The organism is Duganella margarita (assembly GCF_009857535.1).
Lineage (GTDB): Bacteria > Pseudomonadota > Gammaproteobacteria > Burkholderiales > Burkholderiaceae_D > Rugamonas > Rugamonas margarita.
In genome coordinates, this window is record NZ_WWCS01000002.1 from 206,854 (window position 1) to 227,652 (window position 20,799).

The following is a 20,799-nucleotide window of genomic DNA, read 5'->3' on the forward strand; positions in this document are numbered from 1 at the left end:
GGTACTGCTACTGCATGGCAGTCAACTGCCGCCGAACCAGTTATAGCCCTGGTCTTCCCAATACCCGCCGGGGTAGGTATTGGTAACGAAAATGGCCTGGATGTGTTTCGGATTCTTGTATCCCAGTTTGGTCGGCATGCGCAGCTTCATCGGGAAGCCATAGCGTGGCGGCAGGGTCTGGTCGTTATAGCTCAGCGCCATCAGCGTTTGCGGATGCAGCGCGGTGGCCATGTCGATACTCGTGAAGTAGTCGTCGGCGCATTTGAAGCCGACATATTTCGCGCTCAGGTCCGCGCCCACGTGGCGCAGGAAATGCGAGAACGGCACGCCGCCCCATTTGCCGATGGCGCTCCAGCCTTCGACGCAGATGTGGCGCGTGACCTGTGACTGCTGGGGCAGGGCGCGCAGCTGGGTTAGCGTCCATGGCTTGCGGTCGGCGATCATGCCGCTCAGTTCCAGCCGCCAGCTGTCGCCATCGATCTCCCGGATTTCCTCTTCGCCGTAGTAGGCGTTGAAGGGGAAGGGCTGGGCGATCATGGAATCGGGATAGGTCGGCGCCAGGCGGTTGGGATCGAACAGCAGGCCCTGGACCCGGTCGTTAAAGCGCGAGATGCCGGTCAGCGCCGCATCGATGCTTTCCTGGTTGTCGGGCGCGCAACCGGTCAGCAGCGTCAGGCCGCCAAGCGTCAGGCTGCGCTGCAGGAAGGCGCGGCGCGATGGCTGGGCGATGCGGCCGATGGCGTCGGTCAGCATGGCGGCGCCCTCGGCGGGAATCTCGATCTGGCGTTTCTTGAAGCGTTGCATCAGAAGGTCTCCAATTGGATGGTTAGCGGCCGCGCAGCATGGCCAGCAGCGTGCGCGGCACCAGCGCCACCATCACCACGTGCACCGCGATGAAGCCGCACAGGCCGGCCATGGCGAAGAAGTGGACGCGCCGCGCCGCCTCATAGCCGCCCACCAGTTCGCGCAACAGCGGGAATTGCACCGACTTCCACAGCACCAGCCCGGACAGCACCAGTACCACGCTGTCGAGCATGACAAACACATAGGCCAGCCGCTGCACGCTGTTGTAATGGCGCGGATCGGCATGGGCCAGTTTTCCGCGCAAGGCGGCGCCGAGGTCGCGCAGCACCTGGCGTGGCATAATCGGGAAAAACTGCCGCCGCAGCCGGCCAGAGAACAGGTTGATCAGCAAATACAGGATGCCGTTGGCGAACAGCAGCCACATCGCCGCGAAATGCCACTGCAACGCGCCGCCCAGCCATCCGCCCAGCGTGATACCGCGCGGAATGGCGAAGTCGAAAAATTGCGTGGCGTTGTAGATGCGCCAGCCGCTGGCGATGAGCAACAGCACCGCCGTAGCGTTGAGCCAATGCGTCAGCCGCAGCCAGAGCGGGTGGATGGTGCTGTGTGTGGCGATGGCATTCATACGGAACCGGTCGGGATTGTCGTTGGCGATAACAGGTAGTTCGCAGCCGCACCGGCATCGGTTACAGGGGAATGAATAAAATTTTTTTTGCCACAGGCTGTAACCTAAGGCGGCGATGCAACGAATACCTGAGGTGGATCCTTTACGCAGCACTGAATTACGCCTGCATGCCCTGTTCTTGCAGGGCACGGCCGGTGACGCCCTGGCATACCGTCGCTTCCTGCAGGCGACGGCAACGCATCTGCGCGCCTTTTTGCGGCGGCGCCTGAGCCGCTGGCCGGATGAGGTGGAGGATCTGGTGCAGGAGGCGCTGCTGGCGATCCACAATCAGCGCCTCAGCTACGATACCGGCGTGCCATTGACGTCCTGGGTGTATGCGATTGCGCGCTACAAGCTGATCGACTGGCTGCGGCGGCATGCCCGGCAGGACAGCCTGCATGATTCACTGGACGATGTCGACGAAGGCGAACACGCGCTGTTTTCCAGTAGCGACGAAGCGGCCGGCGACGCCCGGCGCGACCTGGCCAAATTACTTGCGCTGCTGCCGGACAGGCAGCGCGATGCGATCATTCTCACCAAGCTGGAAGGTTTGTCGGTACGCGAGGCGGCCGACACGTTGCAGATGTCCGATGCATCGATCAAGGTCTCGGTACACCGGGGCTTGAAAGCGCTGGCGACTATTTTAAGAGAAGCGACATGAAGACCGATGACCTGATCATGATGTTGTCCAGCGGGCCGGACGTGCGTCCCGCACCGCGGCCGCTCACGGCCAGTTTGTTGCCGCTGTCCGCTGGCTTGCTGGCTTGCGTGGTGCTGATGCTGGTGTTGCTGGGTGTTCGCAGCGATCTGATGCAGGCGACGGCATTGCCGGCATTTTGGCTGAAAGTGTCGTTCTCGGCCTTGCTGGCATGGGCCGGCTGGCTGGCGGCGAAGCGTCTGGCGGCGCCGGGCGCACGCACTGCTGCGTTGCCCTTGTATCTTGGTGCGCCGGTGGTGGCGTTGTGGTGCGTCGCGGCGATCCTGCTGTGGCAAGCTGGTCCAGAGGCGCGCACGCCGCTGTTCTGGGGCGCGACGTGGCGTTATTGCCCCTTGCTGATCGCGCTGCTGTCCATGCCGCTGTTCGTTGCCGCACTGCGGGTCATGCGCAGCCTGGCGCCGACGCGCTTGCGTCTGGCCGGGGCCGCAGCAGGTTTTGCGGCTGGCGCCACGGCAGCCTTGGTGTACTGCCTTCATTGCCCTGAAATGAGTCCGGTATTCGTCGGCTTCTGGTATCTGTTGGGCATGCTGATCCCGACCGCGCTCGGCGCCTTGATCGGCCGCCGGGTGCTGGCCTGGTAGCGTTACAGGTCGGACAGCGGCGTGTCGGCGCCGGCGTTGCCGGCTTCCAGCGCCGCAATCAGGATGTTGAGATCGTGTTCCAGCCGGGCCAGGGTGGCGGCGTCGATCGACGCCAGCGCATCGGGCAACACGCCGGCAAATGGCATCGGCGCTTTTTCAAGACTGCGCTCCCCGGCGGGCGAGAGCGTCATCGTCACCATGCGGCGATCGCTGCTGCTTTTTGCCTGCTCAATCAATCCTTGCCCCAGCAGCGTCTTGACCAGATTGCTGGCGGTGGTCTGATGAATATCCATCTTGCCCGCCAGTCCGTTGACGCCGATTCCGGGATGTTGCTGGATCACGCTGAGCGCCCACAGCTGTGAGCCGCCAATGCCGGCGGCTTTCTCAACGTTGCGGAAATGGGTTTTGACCGCGTTAAAGACAACACGGAATTGACGCAGCACGCGGGTTGATGGCGGCGCCGCCGCGTCCACTTGATTCTCTTGCATGGCTTGGTACTGACAAAAAGACGATTGATGTCGAGTTTAATTGACAGCATGGTTTAGTGCAAAGTATATTTGTACAAATGTATTTCTCCTTCGCCCATGAAAACCAAGCACAACATCACCGCGTCCTTCAACCGTGAATTTCGCGATTGGCGCCTGTGGGCGACCCGCGCCATCGTGGTCGCCGCCGCTTGCGTTGCCGGCCTGACGGTGGTCGCCTTTACCTGGCTGGGAGAGGAGGCGCTGGGGCTGTTCATGGACGTTGTGCAGATCCACCCCTGGGTCACGCTGGTATGGACGCCGCTGTGTGCAGCAGCAATCGTCTGGGTCACGCGCCGTTACTTTGCGGCGGCGGCCGGGTCCGGCATTCCGCAAGTGATGGCGGCGCTGGACCCCGCCGCGTCGGCGCCGGTGCAGGCGAGGCTGGTCTCCTTCAAGCTGAGCGTGGCCAAGGTGGCATTGACGACCTGGGGCTTGCTGGCCGGGCTATCGCTGGGGCGCGAGGGACCGTCGGTACAGGTTGCCGCCGGCATCATGCTGACGGCACGGCGCTGGCTGCCTGAGCGCACCGCCGTCACACCGCACGGCTTGCTGGTGGCGGGCGGCGCGGCCGGCATCGCCGCCGCCTTCAACACGCCGCTGGCCGGTATCATGTTTGCGATTGAGGAGTTGTCGCGCACGCCGGAACAGCGCAGCAGCGGGCTGTTGATGTCGGCCATCGTGCTGGCCGGTTTGATGGCGGTGTCGGTGTATGGCAACGCCACCTATTTCGGGATCATTCATGCGAGCGGGATCGACCTGTCGCTGCTGCTGCCCGGCTTGCTGGTGGCCGTGGTCAGCGGTGGGCTGGGCGGTCTGTTTTCGCGCCTGCTGCAGGCCTCGCTCGGCGGTAAGGGGCGCGACGTCATGTCGCGCCTGCGCGGGGCCAATCCGGTGTTGTTCGCTGCCGTATGTGGGCTGCTGGTGGCCGTGATCGGCTTTGTGTCAGGCGGCGCCACCTTTGGCAGCGGCTACAGCCACACGCGCGACATGGTGGCCGGCCAGGAGACCTTGCCCGCTCTGTTCCTGTTGTTAAAGTTTGTTGCCACCTGGCTGACCACCTGGTCGGGCGTACCGGCCGGGATCTTCGCGCCGTCGCTGGCCATCGGTGCGGCGATCGGCAATGACATTGCGTTGTTGTTGCATTCACCCAATGCGACCGCGCTGATTGCGCTTGGCATGGTGGGCTTTCTGGCGGCCGCCACGCAGGCCCCGTTGACCTCGTTCATCATCGTGATGGAGATGGTCGATGGCCATTCGATGGTGCTGAGTCTGATGGCGTGCGCGATGGTGGCGCGTACCGTGTCGCGCGTGATCAGTGCGCCGCTGTACAGCGTGCTGGCGCAACAGCAACTCAGCAATGCGACTAGCTCCGGGCCCGTCGCTCAATAGTGGAAGACCAGCGGCAGGGCGGGGCGGAGGTCGTGGCTCAAGCCGCGCGCTGCGTGGTCAAAGCTGATTTCCAACAGATGCGCGTTGCCTTCCTCGAACTCGATGCCGCTGGCCAGTGCGGCTGACGAGAGGGCGGCCAGTGACGGCATGGTGCAGCGCAGGCCGGTGATGCTGCCAAGGCCGGCGGCGTGATCCAGCGGCTGGCGGCGGTCGGCGGCGAATTGCTGCGGCGCCCTGCCGGCCGAGGTGCAGAACCACATCGGCTCGGACAGCGGCGCGTCGGCGATGCCGATGGTCATGCCCGGCGGCAGATAGGCCGGCGTGTAATCCCAGGTGGCAAACGGCACGGCGGGACGGAAGCAGATGCCGAACGGCGAGGCTGCGCCAGTATCGTCGGCCGACAGGCGTTCGCGCAGCATGGTCGGCCGGGTCTGCGCGTTGGCGACTTCCTCCGCATCGGCAATCCACAACAATTCAATAAACGCGTTGGCGAAGAAGAAGCGGCGGTTAGCCTTGCCCTGGCCGGGATGCGTGTTGCCGCTGCCTTCGCTCAGGCCGAACGCCCGCAGCAGTTCGGCTTCGGCGCCGCCGGGCGATACGCGGATGAAGATGTGGTCTATTTGCATAACAGGAAAGCGTGAGCGGCAATCGGTGCGCCATTTTCCTGGCGCGCGTCCAGCGCTTGCGTGGCCAGCACGGTGAAGCCGGTGTCGGCGGCCAGGCGGCGCAGGTAATCTTCCGTGTGGGCGTAGCGGTTGGACGGGCGCAGCACATAGTCGGCGCCATCGCCGGCTTCGACCGAGAAGCAGAACCGCCCGCCGGGACGCAGCGCCGCATGCACCGCGCGGAACACTGGCGCCAGGTCGCCGATGTAGACGAAGACGTCGGCCGCCACCGCAAGATCCCAGCTGGCGTCGCGGCCGTGCAGGTAGCTGGTGAGGTCGGCACAAGCCAGGGAATCGTACAGGCCGCGCCCGGCCGCCTTGTCCAGCATCTGCTGCGACAGGTCGACACCGTCCAGGCGGCGCGAATAGGCGCGCAGGTACGTCGCACACAGGCCGGTGCCGCAGCCCAGGTCCACGGTGGACAACTCCGACGCCGGCGCCACATGGCGCAGCAACGCGTCCAGCACGGCCGGGGTCTGGTAGCCCAGCACTTCGGTCAGATGCTGGTCGAAGTGATTGGCGTATTGGTCGAACAGCGAGCGCACGTAGTCGGTCGGCAGCGTGGCCGGCGTTTCACCGGCGCCGACCGAGGCCAGCGCGAAGGCGATGGTTTGCGGATCGTCGCCATGCGCCAGCGCGGCGCGGTAGGCGGCAATTGCTTCGTCGCGCCGCGCCATCGAACGCAGGGCGTTGCCGCGCTGGTAGTGGGCCAGCGCGTAATCCGGCTTGTGCCTCAGGGCCTGGTCAAAGCTGTCCAGCGCCGCTTCAAATTCGCCCAGGCGCTGTAGCGACGCGCCTTGCGCGCTGTAGGCCTCGGCCCAGTCGGGACGCAAGTGGATGGCGCGGTCGAAACTTTCCACCGCTTCCGGCAGGTAGCGCAGGCAGTGCAGGGCGTTGCCGCGCGCCAGCCAGGCCTCGGCATGGCGGTCTTTGAGGTTGAGCGCAGCTTCGGCCGCGCCCAGCGCGTCGAGATAGCGGCCCAGGTCTTGCAGCACGATGGCGCGATTGCTGTGCGCTTCCGCATAGGTCGGCTGGATGCGCAGCGCCTGCTGGTAGCTGTCCAGCGCTTCGTCGAGGCGGCCAAGCTTGCGCAGCGCGTTGCCGCGATTGCTCCACGCGAGCGCATAGGAGTTGTTCAGCGCCAGTGCGCGCTCGTGGCTGGCCAGCGCCTGTTCGGCGTCGCCGGCGTCCAGCCAGGCCACGCCGAGGTTGCAATGGGCGTTGGCGCGCGTGCTGTCGATCGCGATGGCTTGCGAGATCAGCGCGATGGCGCCGGCCGCGTCGCCCTGCTGGCGCGCGATCACGCCTAACAGATTCAAGGCGTCGAAGCGGCGCGGATCAAGGTCCAGCACCTGGCGGTACAGGGCTTGCGCCGGTTCGAGCCGGCCCTGCTGGTGCAGTTCGACGGCCTGTTGGAGGAGGGAGGCAAGCAGGGATTCAGTCATAGTCCGCATCTTAGCCCATGCGTGAATTCTCTCCAATTATTTCAATTTGACAATATTTTTCAGCGTGTTGGCATTTGACTAATTGCAACTTCATTGAGCCGCCATGCGCCTTCCTCTGTTTATGCTTGCCGCCGCGTTGCCCCTGCTGGCTTCGGGGCAGACAATGCCACCGCTGGTGCCGGTGACCAGCTTCGCAAAAATGGACCAGTACTACAATCCGGTGATGTCGCCCGATGGCAAGCACCTGGCGATTACGGTGCGGGTGCCGGTTGGCGCGCGCACGGTGCCGATGGTCAGCTTCTACAGCCTGCCGGATCTGAAGCTGGAGGGCACGGTGCGCATGCCGGCGTTCGAGGTGCCGGCCAGCTATACCTGGGTGGGCAACACGCGGGTGGTGGTGCAAAAGGCGATCGAGGTCGGGTCGCGCGAGCGGCCGCAGATCACCGGCGAGTTGTTGGCCATGGATTTCGACGGTAGCCATCAAACGTATTTGTACGGCTGGAACGTCGGCATGTATGGACGCAACCGTTACAACCCCGACGAGGGCTATGCCTATCCGGCCTATGTCTACAAGCAGGTGAATGACCATCTGCTGGTCGGCACCTACCAGTGGGACCTGGACCAGAGCGCCTTGTACGATTTTGACAGCCGTAATGGCCTGCGCAAGCTGGTCACCACGCTGAAGTCGCCGAGGGCGTCGTTCGTCGTCGACAACGCAGGCAAGCCGCGTTTTGCCACCGGCACCGATGAAGAGGGCTACGACCTGGTGTGGCGCCTGAACGACGCCACCTCGGCGTGGGAGGAATTCCAGCTGCAAAAGGGCGATACGCGCCTGACGCCGTTCGGCTTCTCGCCCGACAACCGAACCTTCTACGCGTGGCATGCGGAGTCGGAAGGGCGCGTCAAGGTGATCAGCGAAGACGTGGCCGGCGGTAACCGCAAACTGCTGGCCGAAGATACGCTCGGCAGTGTCGGCTCGATCGAGCTGGGCGGGCCGGGCGCCACCCCGCTGGCGGTATATTCCGCCGTCGGCCGGCCCAAGGTCACTTACCTGGACCCGGCCAATCCGGATACGCCGCTGATGCAGGACATGGCGCGCCAGTTCCCGGACCATACGGTGCGGATGGTGAGCGAGTCGGCCGACCAGAACCAGGTGCTGTTCTGGGTGATGAGCGACCGCGACCCCGGCGCCTATTATCTGTACAACCGCAAGGCCAACAAGGCCGACATGCTGTTCGCCTCGATGGATGAGATTGAGCCGGAGCACATGGCGGCGCGCCGGCCGGTCCTGTTCAAGGCGCGGGATGGCCAGGAGATAGATGGCTACCTGACGCTGCCGGCGTTCAAGACGGCGCACAAGCCGCCGCTGATCCTGATCCCGCATGGCGGTCCGTACGGCAGCCGCGACAGCTGGTACTTCGACAGCGATGCGCAATTCCTGGCCAATCGTGGCTACGCCGTGTTGCAAGTGAATTTCCGCGCCTCGGGCGGCCGTGGCGAGGGCTTTGAACGTCAGGGCTACCGTCAGTGGGGCGGCAAGATCATGGACGACCTGGTCGATGGCGTGAAATGGGCCGTCGCCCAGGGCGACGTCGACGGCGCGAAGATGTGCGTCTACGGCGCCAGCTTCGGCGGCTATTCGGCGCTGATGCTGGCCGCGCGCGAACCGGACCTGTTCAAGTGCGCGGTCGGCTATGCCGGTGTGTACGACATCGCGCTGATGCAAACCGAGGACGGCGTCGCCGGTAACAGCCGCCGGATCGCTTGGAACAAGCGCATATTTGGCGAGGACAAGGCGGAGTGGAACCGCTATTCGCCGAACCTGCAGGCGGCCAGCATCAAAGCCGGCGTGCTGCTGATCCACGGCGGCAAGGACAAGCGCGCGCCGAAGGAGCATGCTTTCCTGATGAAGGCGGCGCTGGAAAAAGCCGGCCATCCGCCGGAGTGGTACTACGTGGATTACGAAGGCCACGGTTTCTACGACACCGAAAACCAGGCGGAAGTCTACCGCCGGCTGGAGACCTTCTTTGCCAAGTATCTTGGCAAGCAGCGCTGATCAGCTGCCGCGATAGGTCGAATACGCCCACGGCGATACCACCAGCGGCACGTGGTAATTTTGGCTGGCGTCGGCAACGCCGAAAGCCAGCGTCACTTCGTCGATAAATTTCGGTTCGGGCAGCGTGACGCCTTGGGCATCGAAATAGGCGCCCGCGCTGAACACCAGTTCGTATTTGCCCTGTTTTAGTGCGTCGCCTTCCAGCAGCGGCGTGCTGCAGCGGCCATCGGCGTTGGTCACGTCCGACTTCAGCAGCTCACGGCCCTGCGGTCCCACCGCGTATAACGCCACCTTGACGCCGGCGCCCGGCTTGCCCTGGGTGATATCGAGAACGTGCGTGCTGAGTTTGCCCATAGTGTGGTCCTATATCCGTAGGTGACGAGTATCTATTGTACAAATCATATACCGCCATGCGCGTTGGCATATATGATTAAGGATATATTCCCCATAGACTTGCCTGCGCCATGACCACTTACGACAACTACCCGCGCGACATGATCGGCTACGGCCCGAAACCGCCGCATGCGCAGTGGCCCAACCAGGCCCGCGTGGCCCTGCAGTTCGTGCTGAACTACGAAGAGGGCGGCGAGAACAACGTGCTGCACGGCGACGCCGGCTCCGAGACCTTCCTGTCCGAGATCATCGGCGCGGCCTCGTTCAGCAATCGCCACATGAGCATGGAGTCGCTGTACGAATACGGCTCGCGCGCCGGCTTGTGGCGTTTGCTGCGCATGTTCGAAGAACGCAAGCTGCCGCTGACGGTGTTTGGCGTATCGATGGCGTTGAAGCGCCATCCGGAGGCGGTGGCGGCGTTCCAGCAGCTGGGGCACGAAATCGCCTGCCACGGCCTGCGCTGGATCACCTACCAGAACATGGACGAAGCCACCGAACGCGCGCACATGAAGGAAGCGGTGGACATCATCCGCGAACTGACCGGCAGCGCGCCGCAAGGCTGGTACACCGGCCGCGATTCGCCGCAGACGCGCAGGCTAGTGATGGAGCACGGCGGCTTCCGCTACGACGCCGATAACTACGGCGACGACCTGCCGTTCTGGCAGAAGGTCGGCTACACCAATAGCGACGGCGTGGCGGTCAGCGCGCCGCAGCTGATCGTGCCGTACACGCTGGACACCAACGACATGCGCTTCGCCGCCGCGCAGGGCTTCAATTCCGGCACCCAGTTCTTCGATTACCTGAAGGACGCCTTCGACGTGCTGTACGCCGAGGGCGATCCGGAAGGATTGAATCAGCCGAAGATGCTGTCCATCGGCCTGCACTGCCGCATTGTCGGCCGGCCGGCAAGGGCGGCTGCGCTGGCGCGTTTCCTCGACTACGTGCAAAGCCACGACAAGGTCTGGATCACGCGCCGTATCGATATCGCCGAACACTGGCGCAAGGTCCACCCATTTGCTGAATGAGATTGTGATGTCCGAACCGATTCGCTTTTACTTCCGTGGCGCCGTGCAGGAAATTCATGACGCCGCGCCAACCCGCACCGTGCTTCAGCATCTGCGCGAGGATCTGCATTGCACCGGCACCAAGGAAGGCTGCGCCGAAGGCGATTGCGGCGCCTGCACGGTGGTCGTCGGCAGCCTGAATGCGGCCGGCCAGCTGGAGATGAAGGCAGTGAACTCCTGCATCCAGTTCGCGCCTACGCTGGACGGCAAGGCGCTGTTCACGGTGGAGGATCTGCAGCAGCCGGATGGCGCGCTGCATCCGGTGCAGCAGGCGATGGTGGAATGCCATGGTTCGCAATGCGGCTTCTGTACGCCGGGTTTCGTCATGTCCTTGTGGGGCATGTACCTCGACAAGGACGGCAAGCCGGCGCAGCGCAAGGAGATCGACGACTGCCTGTCCGGGAACCTGTGCCGCTGCACCGGCTACCGCCCGATCATCGATGCGGCGCACCGCATGACCGAACTGCCGAAAGTGTCGTTCGACCGCCCGGCGTTGACGCAGCAGCTGCAAGCCTTGCAGCGCGAAGCCGGCTCCACCTACACCGCGCGCGGCCAGTCGTTCCACGCGCCGCGCACGCTGGAAGAACTGGTGGCGCTGCGCGCTGCGCATCCGAAAGCGACGCTGCTGGCCGGTTCGACCGACATCGGCCTGTGGGTGACCAAGCAGATGCGCGAACTGGGCGACATCATTTATCTCGGCCATGTCAGCGCGCTGCAAAGCGTGCAACAGCACGACGGCATGCTGGAAATCGGCGCCGGCGTGTCGCTCAACGATGCGTACGAGGCGCTGTGCAAGCTGTATCCGGCGCAGCTGGGCGAGTTGTGGCAGCGCTTCGCGTCGCTGCCGATCCGCAATGCCGGCACCCTGGGTGGCAATGTCGCCAACGGCTCGCCGATCGGCGATTCGATGCCGTGGATGATCGCGCTGGGCAGCGAAGTGGTGCTGCAAGGCCCGTCCGGCCGCCGCGTGCTGGCGCTGGAAGCCTTCTATCTCGATTATCAGAAAAAGGATATGCAGGCCGACGAATTCGTCGCCGCCGTGCGCGTGCCGCTGCCGCGCGCTGACGTGCAGTTCCGTACCTACAAGCTGGCCAAGCGTTTTGACCAGGATATCTCGGCGGTGTGCGCGGCCTTTGCCTTCACGCTGGACGGCGACAAGGTGATGGATGCGCGTATCGCGTTCGGCGGCATGGCGGCCACGCCGCGCCGCGCGCCGCGCGCGGAGGCATCGCTGACCGGCCTGACCTGGAGCGAAACCAATCTGCGCGTGGCGATGGACCAGCTGGCGCAGGACTTTTCGCCGTTGTCGGACATGCGTGCGTCGAGCACCTATCGCATGCAGACGGCGCAGAATCTGCTGCGCCGCTTCTGGCTGGAGACGCGCGCCGATGCGCCGCTTGCGGCCGACGCCGTCAACGCTTTCGCTTGCCGCGCCTGAAAGGAGCCATCATGAATCAACCCGTTGCTCCCGCCGCGATTGCGGAATCGGCATGGAAGGCCGTGGGCGTCTCGCGTCCGCACGAATCGGCCGAGCTGCATGTGCTGGGCCAGGCCACTTACACCGACGACATCCCCGAGCTGCAAGGCACGCTGCATGCGGCGCTGGGTTTGTCGTCCAAGGCGCATGCGCGCATCACGGCGATGGATCTGGCGCCGGTGCGCAGCGCACCGGGCGTGGTGGCGGTGTACACTGCCGCCGATATCGTCGGCACCAACGACTGCGGTCCGATCATCCATGACGATCCTATTTTGTCGGCCGGCGAGGTGCTATATGTCGGCCAGCCGATCTTTATCGTGGTGGCGGATACGCACGACAATGCGCGCCGCGCCGCCCGTCGTGCGGTAATCGCCTATGACGAGCTGCCGGCGATTTTGACGCCGCAGGAAGCCAAGGCTGCCAATTCGTATGTGCTGCCGCCGATGCAGCTGACACGGGGCGACTACCAGACCGCTTTCGAGATGGCGCCGCGCGTGGTGAAGGGCCAGTTGTTCGTCGGCGGCCAGGAGCAGTTCTACCTGGAAGGCCAGATCGCCTACGCGATCCCCAAGGAAGACAACGGCCTGCTGGTGCAGTGCTCGACGCAGCACCCGAGCGAGATGCAGCACGTGGTGGCACATGCCATCGGCGTGCATTCGCACAAGGTGCAGGTGGAGTGCCGCCGCATGGGTGGTGGCTTCGGCGGCAAGGAGTCGCAGTCGGCGTTGTGGGCTGCTTCGGCCGGCATTGCGGCATCCAGGCTGCGCCGCCCGGTCAAGCTGCGCGCGGATCGCGATGACGATATGCTGGTTACCGGCAAGCGCCATTGCTTCTTCTATGAATATGAAGTGGGCTACGACGACAGCGGCAAGATCCTCGCCGCCAAGGTAGATATGACGTTGCGCGCCGGTTTTTCGGCGGACCTTTCGGGACCAGTGGCGACGCGCGCGGTCTGCCATTTCGATAACACCTACTATCTGTCGGACGTGGATATTCGCGCCGGCTGCGGCAAGACCAATACGCAATCGAATACGGCGTTCCGTGGCTTCGGCGGTCCGCAAGGCGCGATTGCGATTGAGTACATCATTGACGAAATCGCGCGCAATCTGGGACGCGATGCGCTGGATATTCGCCGCCAGAATTTCTATGGCACGACCGAGCGTAATGTGACGCCGTATGGCCAGGAAATTGTCGATAACGTCATCGAGGCGCTGACGGCGGAGCTGGAGCAGACCAGCGAGTATCGCGCTCGGCGCAAGGCGATTGAGGCGTTCAACGCTAGCAGTCCCGTGCTGAAGAGAGGGCTGGCATTCACGCCGCTGAAGTTCGGCATTGCGTTCAACGTCACGCATTTGAATCAGGCCGGCGCGCTGGTGCATGTGTATGTGGATGGTTCGGTACTGGTCAATCACGGCGGCACGGAGATGGGGCAGGGCATCAACACCAAGGTGCTGCAGGTGGTGGCGCATGAACTGGGCCTGGACCTCTCACACGTGCGCATCACGGCGACCGATACCAGCAAGGTGGCGAATACCTCGGCGACGGCGGCATCCACCGGCGCGGATTTGAACGGCAAGGCGGCGCAGGATGCGGCACGGCAGATTCGCGAGCGGCTGGCGGCGTATGCGGTCAAGCTGTATGGCGATGAGGACGGCCAGCCGGTGCGCTTCTTCGATAACCATGTTCATGTGAACGGCCACAAGGTGTTGTTTGCGGAACTTGTGCAGAAGGCTTATCTGGCGCGGGTTCAGTTGTGGTCTGACGGGTTCTACGCAACGCCGCATCTGCACTGGAATCCGAAGACGATGAACGGGCATCCGTTTTCTTACTATGCTTACGGCGCTGCGGTGTCGGAGGTGGTGGTGGATACGCTGACCGGCGAGTGGAAGCTGTTGCGCGCCGATGCGTTGTACGACGCGGGACGTTCGCTCAATCCGGCCATCGATATCGGCCAGGTGGAGGGCGCTTTCATTCAGGGCATGGGCTGGCTGACCACGGAGCAGTTGTGGTGGAATGCGGCGGGCAAGTTGATGACGCATGCGCCGTCCACCTACAAGATTCCTGGCATCTCCGATTGTCCCGAGGACTTCCGCGTGAAACTGTACGACAACGGCAATGTGGAGGATAGTATTCATCGCTCGAAGGCGGTGGGGGAGCCGCCGTTGCTGCTGCCGTTTTCGGTGTTCTTTGCGATTCGGGATGCGATTTCCGCAGTCGGCGGCCATCGCGTGAATCCGCCGTTGAACGCGCCGGCGACCAGTGAAGAGATATTGCGGGCGGTGTCCGCAGTGGAAATGGCTTCGTAATGAACGAGTGGCTGACAGCGCAGGTGGTGGAACCGGCAGTGCTGGTGACCGTGGCGATCGTGGAGGGCTCCGGCCCGCGCGAGCCCGGCGCCAAGATGCTGGTGACGGCGCATGGCCAGCACGATACGATCGGCGGCGGACATCTGGAAATGTGCGCGGTGGAGTTGGCGCGCGAGATGCTTGCCTCCAGCGATGGACCGGCTGCGCGGCTGGAGCGGTATGCGCTCGGGCCGACGCTGGGGCAGTGCTGCGGCGGCGTGGTGCATCTGTCGTTTGAGCCGGTCGATGCGTCGCTCGCGGCTGTATTGGGCGGCCTGCGCGCGCGCCGCCGTGAAGACAACTGGCGGCTCAGCGCCATCGACGGCGCACCGGTCGCGCTGCTGCTTGGCGCGGATGGCGCAATCGTCGCCGGCGCAGCGCCAGGAGAAGCAGGCGCCTTCGGCCCGGCCTTCCCGGCGGTGGACCGCGAGCGCGGCACCCACGTCCTGCGCGACACGGCCGGCCGCCGCTGGCTTGCCGACCCTTGCTTCGCGCCGCGCGCCCATCTGGTGCTGTTCGGCGCAGGCCACGTTGGCGCGGCCATCGTGCGCATGTTGGGCGAGTTGCCGTGCACCGTCATCTGGGTCGACGAGCGAGAAGACATGTTCCCTGCCACCCTGCCGTCCAACGTCACCGTTGAAGCCACCGACATGCCTGAAGCCGCAGTCGCCGCCGCCCCGGCCCACGCCAGCTACCTCGTCATGACCCACAGCCACGCGCTGGACCAGCGTCTGTGCGAAGCCATCCTGGCCCGCGACGACGTCGGCTGGTTCGGCCTGATCGGCTCCAACACCAAACGCGTGCAGTTCGAACGCCGCATGGCCGCGCGTGGATTGCCGCAAGACCGTATCGATAACATGGTCTGCCCCATCGGCCTGCCGGGCATCTCCAGCAAACTCCCCGCCGCCATCGCCGCCTCCGTGTGCGCGCAGCTGCTGATGGTGTGGGAACAGCAGCAAATCGCCGCCCTCAGCGCGCCAGCAAGACTGGCCGTCGCAAGCTAAACTACGCATTCAGATTCAAGAAAGCTCATCATGACCACCAACCTGCAAGCCTACCGTGGCAGCTTGCTGCACTTTCTCGCCGATCCGGCCTTCAGCGACGAGTCGCACCCGTCGCACGCATGGCACGAAGACGGCCTGTTGATCGTCGCAGACGGCAAAGTGCAGGCCGCCGGCGACTACGCCACGCTGCACGCCACGCTGCCACCGAACACCGTGGTGCACGACTACAGCGGCAAGCTGCTGATGCCCGGCTTTATCGACACCCACGTCCATTACCCGCAGACCGACATGATCGCCTCGCCGGCAGAAGGCCTGCTGCCATGGCTGGAGACCTACACCTTCCCGACCGAGCGCCAGTTCGAAGACACCGCGCATGCCGCCAACGTGGCCGAGTTCTTCCTCGATGAGCTGCTCCGCTGCGGCACCACCACCGCCATGGTTTACTGCACCGTACATCCGCAATCGGTGGACGCCTTCTTCACCGCCAGCGAACAGCGCGGCCTGCGCATGGTGGCCGGCAAGGTGATGATGGACCGGAACTGCCCCGACTTCCTGCGCGACACCGCCGAATCGGGCGCGCGCGACACCGAGACGCTGATCCAGCGCTGGCACAAGCGTGGCCGCGCGCTGTACGCCATCACGCCGCGCTTCGCGCCAACCTCCACCGAACGCCAGCTGCAACTGGCCGGCGAACTGGCGGCGGCTTATCCGGACACCTTTATCCAGACCCACGTATCGGAAAACGAAGCCGAATGCGCGTGGGTGCGCGAGCTGTTCCCCAATTCGCGCAGCTACATCGACGTCTACGACAGCTACGGCATGATGCGTCCGCGCGCCATGTATGGCCACTGCATCTGGCTCAATGAACGCGATCGCCAGCGCATGGCCGAAACCCAGTCCGCCGCCGCCATCTGCCCGACCTCCAACCTGTTCCTCGGCAGCGGCCTGTTCGACTTTGAACGCGCCGACGACGCCGGCGTGCTACTCTCGCTGGCCACCGATGTCGGCGGCGGTACTTCTTTCTCCATGTTGCAAACGATGAATGAAGCCTATAAAGTAGCGCGCTTGAAGGGCAGTTACCTGCCGGCCTTGCGGATGTTTTACCTGGCCACGCTGGGCGCGGCGCGCAGCATGCAGCTGGAAGGCACGATCGGCAATTTCGCCGTTGGCGCGGAGGCCGACTTTATCGTCGTCGATCCGCAAGCCACGCCGCTGCTGCAGCGCCGTACCGCACGCGGGGAGAGCCTGGAAGAGCTGCTGTTCGCGTTGGCGTTGCTGGGCGACGACCGCGCGATCGCCGCGACTTATTCGGCGGGCCGCCAGGTGCATGTCCGTGAAACGACTTAATTAAGGATACTCATGAAGAACAACATCAAAGCCCTGGCGCTGGCCGCCGCCGTGCTGTGCGCCATGCCGCAGGCGCACGCCGCCAACGCCAACGAGGAGGCCACCAAGCGCCACTTCGCCGCGCTGGTCGCGCCGGGCAAGGAGCCGAAACTGGCCGAACTGACGATGTTCTTCACCATGATGCCGAAGGGCGGCGACCTGCATCACCACTATTCGGGCGCGATCTACGCCGAGCAGTACCTTGAGTGGGTCGACAAGGAAGGCTTCTGCGTCAACAAGACCAGCTACACCATCGAGAAGACCAAGCCGGCCGCCGGCTGCCTGTCCGGCCAGGACGTCATGAACGACAACACCGTGCTGGCCAACCTGTTGCAGCGCTGGTCGGACAAGGACTTCTACAACCATAGCGGCATCCAGTCGCCGCCGGACCGCCAGTTCTTCGACACCTTCGCCTATTTCAACCCGGTGGCGTCGACCAACGCGGTGGACGGCATACAGCGCCTGAAGCAACGCGCCATCCAGGAAAACCTGAGCTACATTGAAACCATCTACGAGATCGCGCCGATCGCGCAGGATGCCGACTTCGACAAGAAGGCGCTGACGGGCGGCGTCAGCGACGCCGACTTCGCCGCGCTGAGCGCCAAGCTGGACCAGGACCAGGCCTACCAGGGCTGGATCGGCGCCTACCTGAAAAACGTGGAAACCGTCAGTGCCGGCATCGACGACGCCAACTTCACGCTGCGCTACCAGCCGTTCGCGCTGCGCTTCCTGGCGCCGTCGCAGGTGTTTGCGCAGATCGCTTCCAGCTTCAAGCTGGCGACCTCGAATCCGAAAATCGTCGGCGTTAATATTGTCGGACAGGAAAGCGTCAATGTCTCGATGCGCGACTACGCTTTGCACATGCAGATGTTCAAATTCCTGAAGACGAAGTACCCGAGCGTGAAACTGGCGCTGCACGCCGGCGAGCTGTCGCTCGGCATGGTGCCGCCGGAAGGCCTGACCTTCCACATCAAGGACGCCATCGAGGTGGCCGGCGCCAGCCGCATCGGCCACGGCATGGACATCGCCCATGAGAGCAATCCGCTGGCGATCATGAAAGAAATGCATGATAAAAAGATCGCGGTCGAGGTCAACCTGAGCAGCAACGACTTCATCCTCGGCATCAAGGACCAGGCGCATCCGGTGACGCTGTACCGCAAATATGGCGTGCCGTATGTGTTGTCCACAGACGACGCCGGCGTCTCGCGTAACAATTTATCCGGGGAATATGTGCTGTATGCGGCGCGCTACCAGCCGGATTACGCGGAAGTGAAAAAACTGTCGTATGACAGTATTCGCTATTCTTTCCTGGCCGATGCAGATAAACAACGTCTTTTAAAAGCCCTGGACGGTAAATTCGCCAAATTTGAGGCGGAGATCGCCGGCGCCGACGCCAAAGCCAAACGTTAAAAGTTCCACAATCTTCAGAAAAGCCGGCGGCGTCTTCCGCCGGCTTTGCTTTTTGTCAAAATTGTCCCGGTTTTCTGTCGCAGTTTTACTACAGATCAGAGTTTTCTCTCTAATAGTTGCCATGAACAAAATTCATCGGCACCTGATGCTCTTATAATTCCGCCCGTCCCCTACCTCAGCATCACTCTGAACTTGCTAATTAATCAGCATTTCACGCGCATTTATATGTTTTTCCACTGAATGGTGTAGCAAAAACGTATTTGTCGCGACCGGTTTTGACATGCAATAGTGGTAGATAGTTAGAGCAAATTGGCAACTTTTGTTGTCACACCAGTGTCATTTTCGGTCATTACACTCTCGCCTTTGTGCAGAGAAAAATTAGCTCTTCGGTATCGAATTCGGAAGTTTTCTCACGTTTTTATATAACACTCTAAGGGGTTTTGAATGCAATCCAAACAATCTCCGGTCTTGCGCTTGAGCGTAATCGCCGTAGCAGCTCACCTGGCCGCGCTGTCGGCCGGCGCTGCTTTCGCACAGGAAGCTGCCGAGCCAGCTGCTGCTACTCCAGGCAAGGCCGAAGTGGTCATCACCGGCAAAAAGCTGGGTATGGGCCTGATGGTGACCGAAGACGCGCCAAAAGCACGTTCGACGATTACCGCGGAAGAATTGGAAAAGCAGCGCCCAACCGGCAACGCTTATGAAGCTCTGGAAATGCTGCCTGCAGTGAACAGCTTCAACTACGACGCAACCGGCCTGTTCGGCGGCGGCCTGACCCTGCGCGGCTTCAACTCCGACCAGATCGGCGCCACCATCAACGGCGTGCCAGTCAATGACTCGGGTTCGTTCGCTGTCTACCCACAAGAATACGTGGACCAGGAAAACACCTGCTCCGAAACCGTGACCCAAGGTTCGACCGACGTTGACTCGCCACAGGTTGGCGCGACCGGCGGTAACTTCGGCATCACCACCTGCAACCCGGAAGACAAGCAACGCGTGCGCGTGATGCAGACCCTGGGCCAGCTGAACCTGACCAAAACCTACATCCGCTTCGACAGCGGCCTGTTCTCGGACAAGCGCTCGAAGTTCTTCATCTCCGCCTCGCACGCCGAAGCGGACAAGTGGAAGGGTGAGGGCGGCGCCAAGCGCGACCACATCGACGCCGGCTTCAACTACGACTGGGATCGCTTTAACTACATCCACGGCACCATTCTGTACAACGAAGCCATCAACAACAACTTCCTGAGCATGACCAAGGCTGAGTTGGCGACGAACGGTTACTTCTACGACTACACCACCAAGTTCCCTGGCCACGTGACCCCGGGCGCAGGCGCGCAGAACGACACCGCCCCATCGCCGGTTTACTACGGCCTGGCGCTGAACCCGTTCCGTAACGTGATCGCTTCGGCCACCGCCAAGTTCCGCCTGAACGAAGACACCGACATCAAGCTGGTACCATACTGGTGGTACGGCTACGGCACCGGCGGTACCCAGCAGCAGCTGATCACCGAAGCCAACGTGGCCATCGTCAAAGGCGCCGGCACCGGCGTCAAGACCGGGTCGATCGACCTGAACGGCGACGGCGACACCAAGGATAAAGTCCTGATGGCCGAAGGTTCGTTCACCCGCACCAGCCGTCCGGGCTTCAGCGCCGCGATCACCCACACCATGGGCAACCACACGCTGCTGGCCGGCGCCTGGATCGAGCGCGCCAACCACGAGCAAACCTCGCCGATGGTCGCCATCAACAACGACGGTTCGTACGATCCGTGGCTGCAAGCCAACAACATCTACCGTCCAGACGGCACCAAGCTGCAAGTGTACCGTGACGTGAAGACCGTATCGACCGCCTACCAGGCATTCGTGCAGGACACCTACACGGCAATGGATGACCGCCTGACCCTGAACTTCGGCGTGCGTACCCCGCACATCAAGCGCGACTTCACCAACTTCGCCAACGAAGGTTCGCTGCCGCTGTCGGGCAAACAGTACAGCGTTGTGCGTACCTATGACGATATCCTGCCGCAACTGGGCGCGCGCTTCAAGGTCACCAACGACGACCAACTGTACGCATCGCTGGCCAAGAACATGAAGGCCCCTGGCAACTTCATCTACCTGCCAAACAACGGTAACGTTGCGCTGGTTAATGGCGTGCCAACCGTCGTCAATGACGTGAAAGAAGAAGTATCGTGGAACCTGGACGTCGGCTACCGTCACCAGGACAAGAACTTCATCGCCACCTTCAACGTGTACTCGATCTACTTCAAGGACCGTCTGGCAACCGCGTATGATCCAGTGACCGACACCAAGGCCACCACCAACGTCGGCAACGTGCGTAACAACGGCTTCGAAGTTGAACTGGGTAATACCCCGATCAACGGCTGGGCGTTCTACGGCTCGCTGGGTTACTCGAAATCGGAAATGCAGGACAACCTGGCCACCACCAAAGGCGCTGCGCCACTGCAGACCAAGGGTAACGAGTTCCCGCTGACGCCTAAATGGAAAGTCGGCGTCAGCGCCGAGTACCAGGATGGCGCATTCTACGGCCGTCTGAAAGCGAAGACCACCGCGCGTCAGTACAGCACCATGACCAACGATGAATACGTTGGCGGCTACACCCTGCTGGGTCTGGACGCTGGCTACACCTTCCCTAACCAGGGCTGGCTGAAACGTCCGAAGATCACCATGAACGTGAGCAATCTGGGTAACAAGCAGTACCTGAACCCGGCCTCGGCAACCGCTACCAACGCCCTGGCTTATCCAGGTGTGACCGCCAACAAGATCTACTACTATGCTGGCGCACCACGCTTCCTGTCGCTGACCTTCTCGGGCGACTACTAATCGTCCCGGTGGCGGGCTTCCGGCCCGTCATAT

General features: G+C 62.9%; 17 protein-coding genes. 11 read left to right on the top strand and 6 right to left on the bottom strand.

Features of this window, described 5'->3' with window-relative positions; all coding sequences use genetic code 11:
* Positions 1–21 precede the first annotated feature (21 nt).
* Both GTP55_RS03510 and GTP55_RS03515 read right to left on the bottom strand, forming a co-directional pair.
* On the bottom strand, positions 22–753 hold the full coding sequence (locus tag GTP55_RS03510; RefSeq protein ID WP_371868282.1) for a molybdopterin-dependent oxidoreductase: 732 nt from the start codon (positions 751–753) through the stop codon (positions 22–24).
* A 73-nt stretch (positions 754–826) separates the two neighbouring features.
* On the bottom strand, positions 827–1,429 hold the full coding sequence (locus tag GTP55_RS03515; protein ID WP_161043596.1) for a cytochrome b/b6 domain-containing protein: 603 nt from the start codon (positions 1,427–1,429) through the stop codon (positions 827–829).
* A 115-nt stretch (positions 1,430–1,544) separates the two neighbouring features.
* Between GTP55_RS03515 and GTP55_RS03520 the strand changes: the two genes are divergently transcribed.
* Both GTP55_RS03520 and GTP55_RS03525 read left to right on the top strand, forming a co-directional pair.
* Positions 1,545–2,129, top strand: a complete 585-nt coding sequence (locus GTP55_RS03520) for a sigma-70 family RNA polymerase sigma factor (RefSeq protein WP_161043597.1) — start codon at positions 1,545–1,547, stop codon at positions 2,127–2,129.
* Positions 2,126–2,767: an NrsF family protein gene (locus GTP55_RS03525; protein WP_161043598.1), complete on the top strand. Its 642-nt coding sequence runs from the start codon at positions 2,126–2,128 to the stop codon at positions 2,765–2,767. Before GTP55_RS03520 ends, GTP55_RS03525 begins: the two co-directional genes overlap by 4 nt.
* A gap of 2 nt (positions 2,768–2,769) precedes the next feature.
* Here GTP55_RS03525 and GTP55_RS03530 read toward each other — a convergent pair whose 3' ends face one another.
* Positions 2,770–3,240, bottom strand: coding sequence for a MarR family winged helix-turn-helix transcriptional regulator (locus GTP55_RS03530; protein ID WP_371868278.1), 471 nt, complete (start codon positions 3,238–3,240; stop codon positions 2,770–2,772).
* A 111-nt stretch (positions 3,241–3,351) separates the two neighbouring features.
* On the opposite strand from GTP55_RS03530, the gene GTP55_RS03535 reads away from it, so the two are divergent.
* A complete protein-coding gene (locus GTP55_RS03535; RefSeq protein WP_161043600.1) occupies positions 3,352–4,683 on the top strand; it encodes a chloride channel protein in 1,332 nt (443 codons plus the stop codon).
* Here the strand turns inward: GTP55_RS03535 and GTP55_RS03540 are convergent.
* Together GTP55_RS03540 and GTP55_RS03545 are read right to left on the bottom strand one after the other, a co-directional pair.
* Complete coding sequence (locus tag GTP55_RS03540) at positions 4,677–5,309, bottom strand: VOC family protein (protein WP_161043601.1); 633 nt, start codon at positions 5,307–5,309, stop codon at positions 4,677–4,679. The genes GTP55_RS03535 and GTP55_RS03540 overlap by 7 nt on opposite strands.
* Positions 5,300–6,793, bottom strand: coding sequence for a tetratricopeptide repeat protein (locus GTP55_RS03545; protein WP_229257718.1), 1,494 nt, complete (start codon positions 6,791–6,793; stop codon positions 5,300–5,302). The genes GTP55_RS03540 and GTP55_RS03545 overlap by 10 nt, the downstream gene beginning before the upstream one ends.
* A gap of 103 nt (positions 6,794–6,896) precedes the next feature.
* On the opposite strand from GTP55_RS03545, the gene GTP55_RS03550 reads away from it, so the two are divergent.
* Positions 6,897–8,849, top strand: a complete 1,953-nt coding sequence (locus tag GTP55_RS03550) for an alpha/beta hydrolase family protein (RefSeq protein WP_161043603.1) — start codon at positions 6,897–6,899, stop codon at positions 8,847–8,849.
* Here the strand turns inward: GTP55_RS03550 and uraH are convergent, their stop codons facing one another.
* Entirely contained in the window at positions 8,850–9,203 is a 354-nt protein-coding gene (gene uraH, locus GTP55_RS03555) for a hydroxyisourate hydrolase (protein ID WP_161043604.1), read from the bottom strand.
* A gap of 110 nt (positions 9,204–9,313) precedes the next feature.
* On the opposite strand from uraH, the gene puuE reads away from it, so the two are divergent.
* The 7 genes from puuE (at position 9,314) to GTP55_RS03590 (ending at position 20,766) form a co-directional block, all read left to right on the top strand.
* Positions 9,314–10,267 carry an allantoinase PuuE gene (gene puuE, locus GTP55_RS03560; protein WP_161043605.1) on the top strand — a complete coding sequence of 318 codons (954 nt, stop codon included), beginning with the start codon at positions 9,314–9,316 and terminating at the stop codon, positions 10,265–10,267.
* Between the two features lie 7 nt (positions 10,268–10,274).
* Entirely contained in the window at positions 10,275–11,744 is a 1,470-nt protein-coding gene (xdhA, locus tag GTP55_RS03565) for a xanthine dehydrogenase small subunit (RefSeq protein ID WP_161043606.1), read from the top strand.
* An 11-nt stretch (positions 11,745–11,755) separates the two neighbouring features.
* Positions 11,756–14,089 carry a xanthine dehydrogenase molybdopterin binding subunit gene (gene xdhB / locus GTP55_RS03570; protein WP_161043607.1) on the top strand — a complete coding sequence of 778 codons (2,334 nt, stop codon included), beginning with the start codon at positions 11,756–11,758 and terminating at the stop codon, positions 14,087–14,089.
* Positions 14,089–15,132: a xanthine dehydrogenase accessory protein XdhC gene (gene xdhC / locus GTP55_RS03575; RefSeq protein ID WP_161043608.1), complete on the top strand. Its 1,044-nt coding sequence runs from the start codon at positions 14,089–14,091 to the stop codon at positions 15,130–15,132. The genes xdhB and xdhC overlap by 1 nt, the downstream gene beginning before the upstream one ends.
* 30 nt (positions 15,133–15,162) lie before the next feature.
* Positions 15,163–16,479, top strand: coding sequence for a guanine deaminase (gene guaD, locus GTP55_RS03580; protein WP_161043609.1), 1,317 nt, complete (start codon positions 15,163–15,165; stop codon positions 16,477–16,479).
* Positions 16,480–16,491: 12 nt separating this feature from the next.
* Positions 16,492–17,928 carry an amidohydrolase family protein gene (locus GTP55_RS03585; RefSeq protein ID WP_161043610.1) on the top strand — a complete coding sequence of 479 codons (1,437 nt, stop codon included), beginning with the start codon at positions 16,492–16,494 and terminating at the stop codon, positions 17,926–17,928.
* Positions 17,929–18,372: 444 nt separating this feature from the next.
* Positions 18,373–20,766 carry a TonB-dependent receptor gene (locus tag GTP55_RS03590; RefSeq protein WP_161043611.1) on the top strand — a complete coding sequence of 798 codons (2,394 nt, stop codon included), beginning with the start codon at positions 18,373–18,375 and terminating at the stop codon, positions 20,764–20,766.
* The last annotated feature ends 33 nt before the right edge of the window (positions 20,767–20,799 follow it).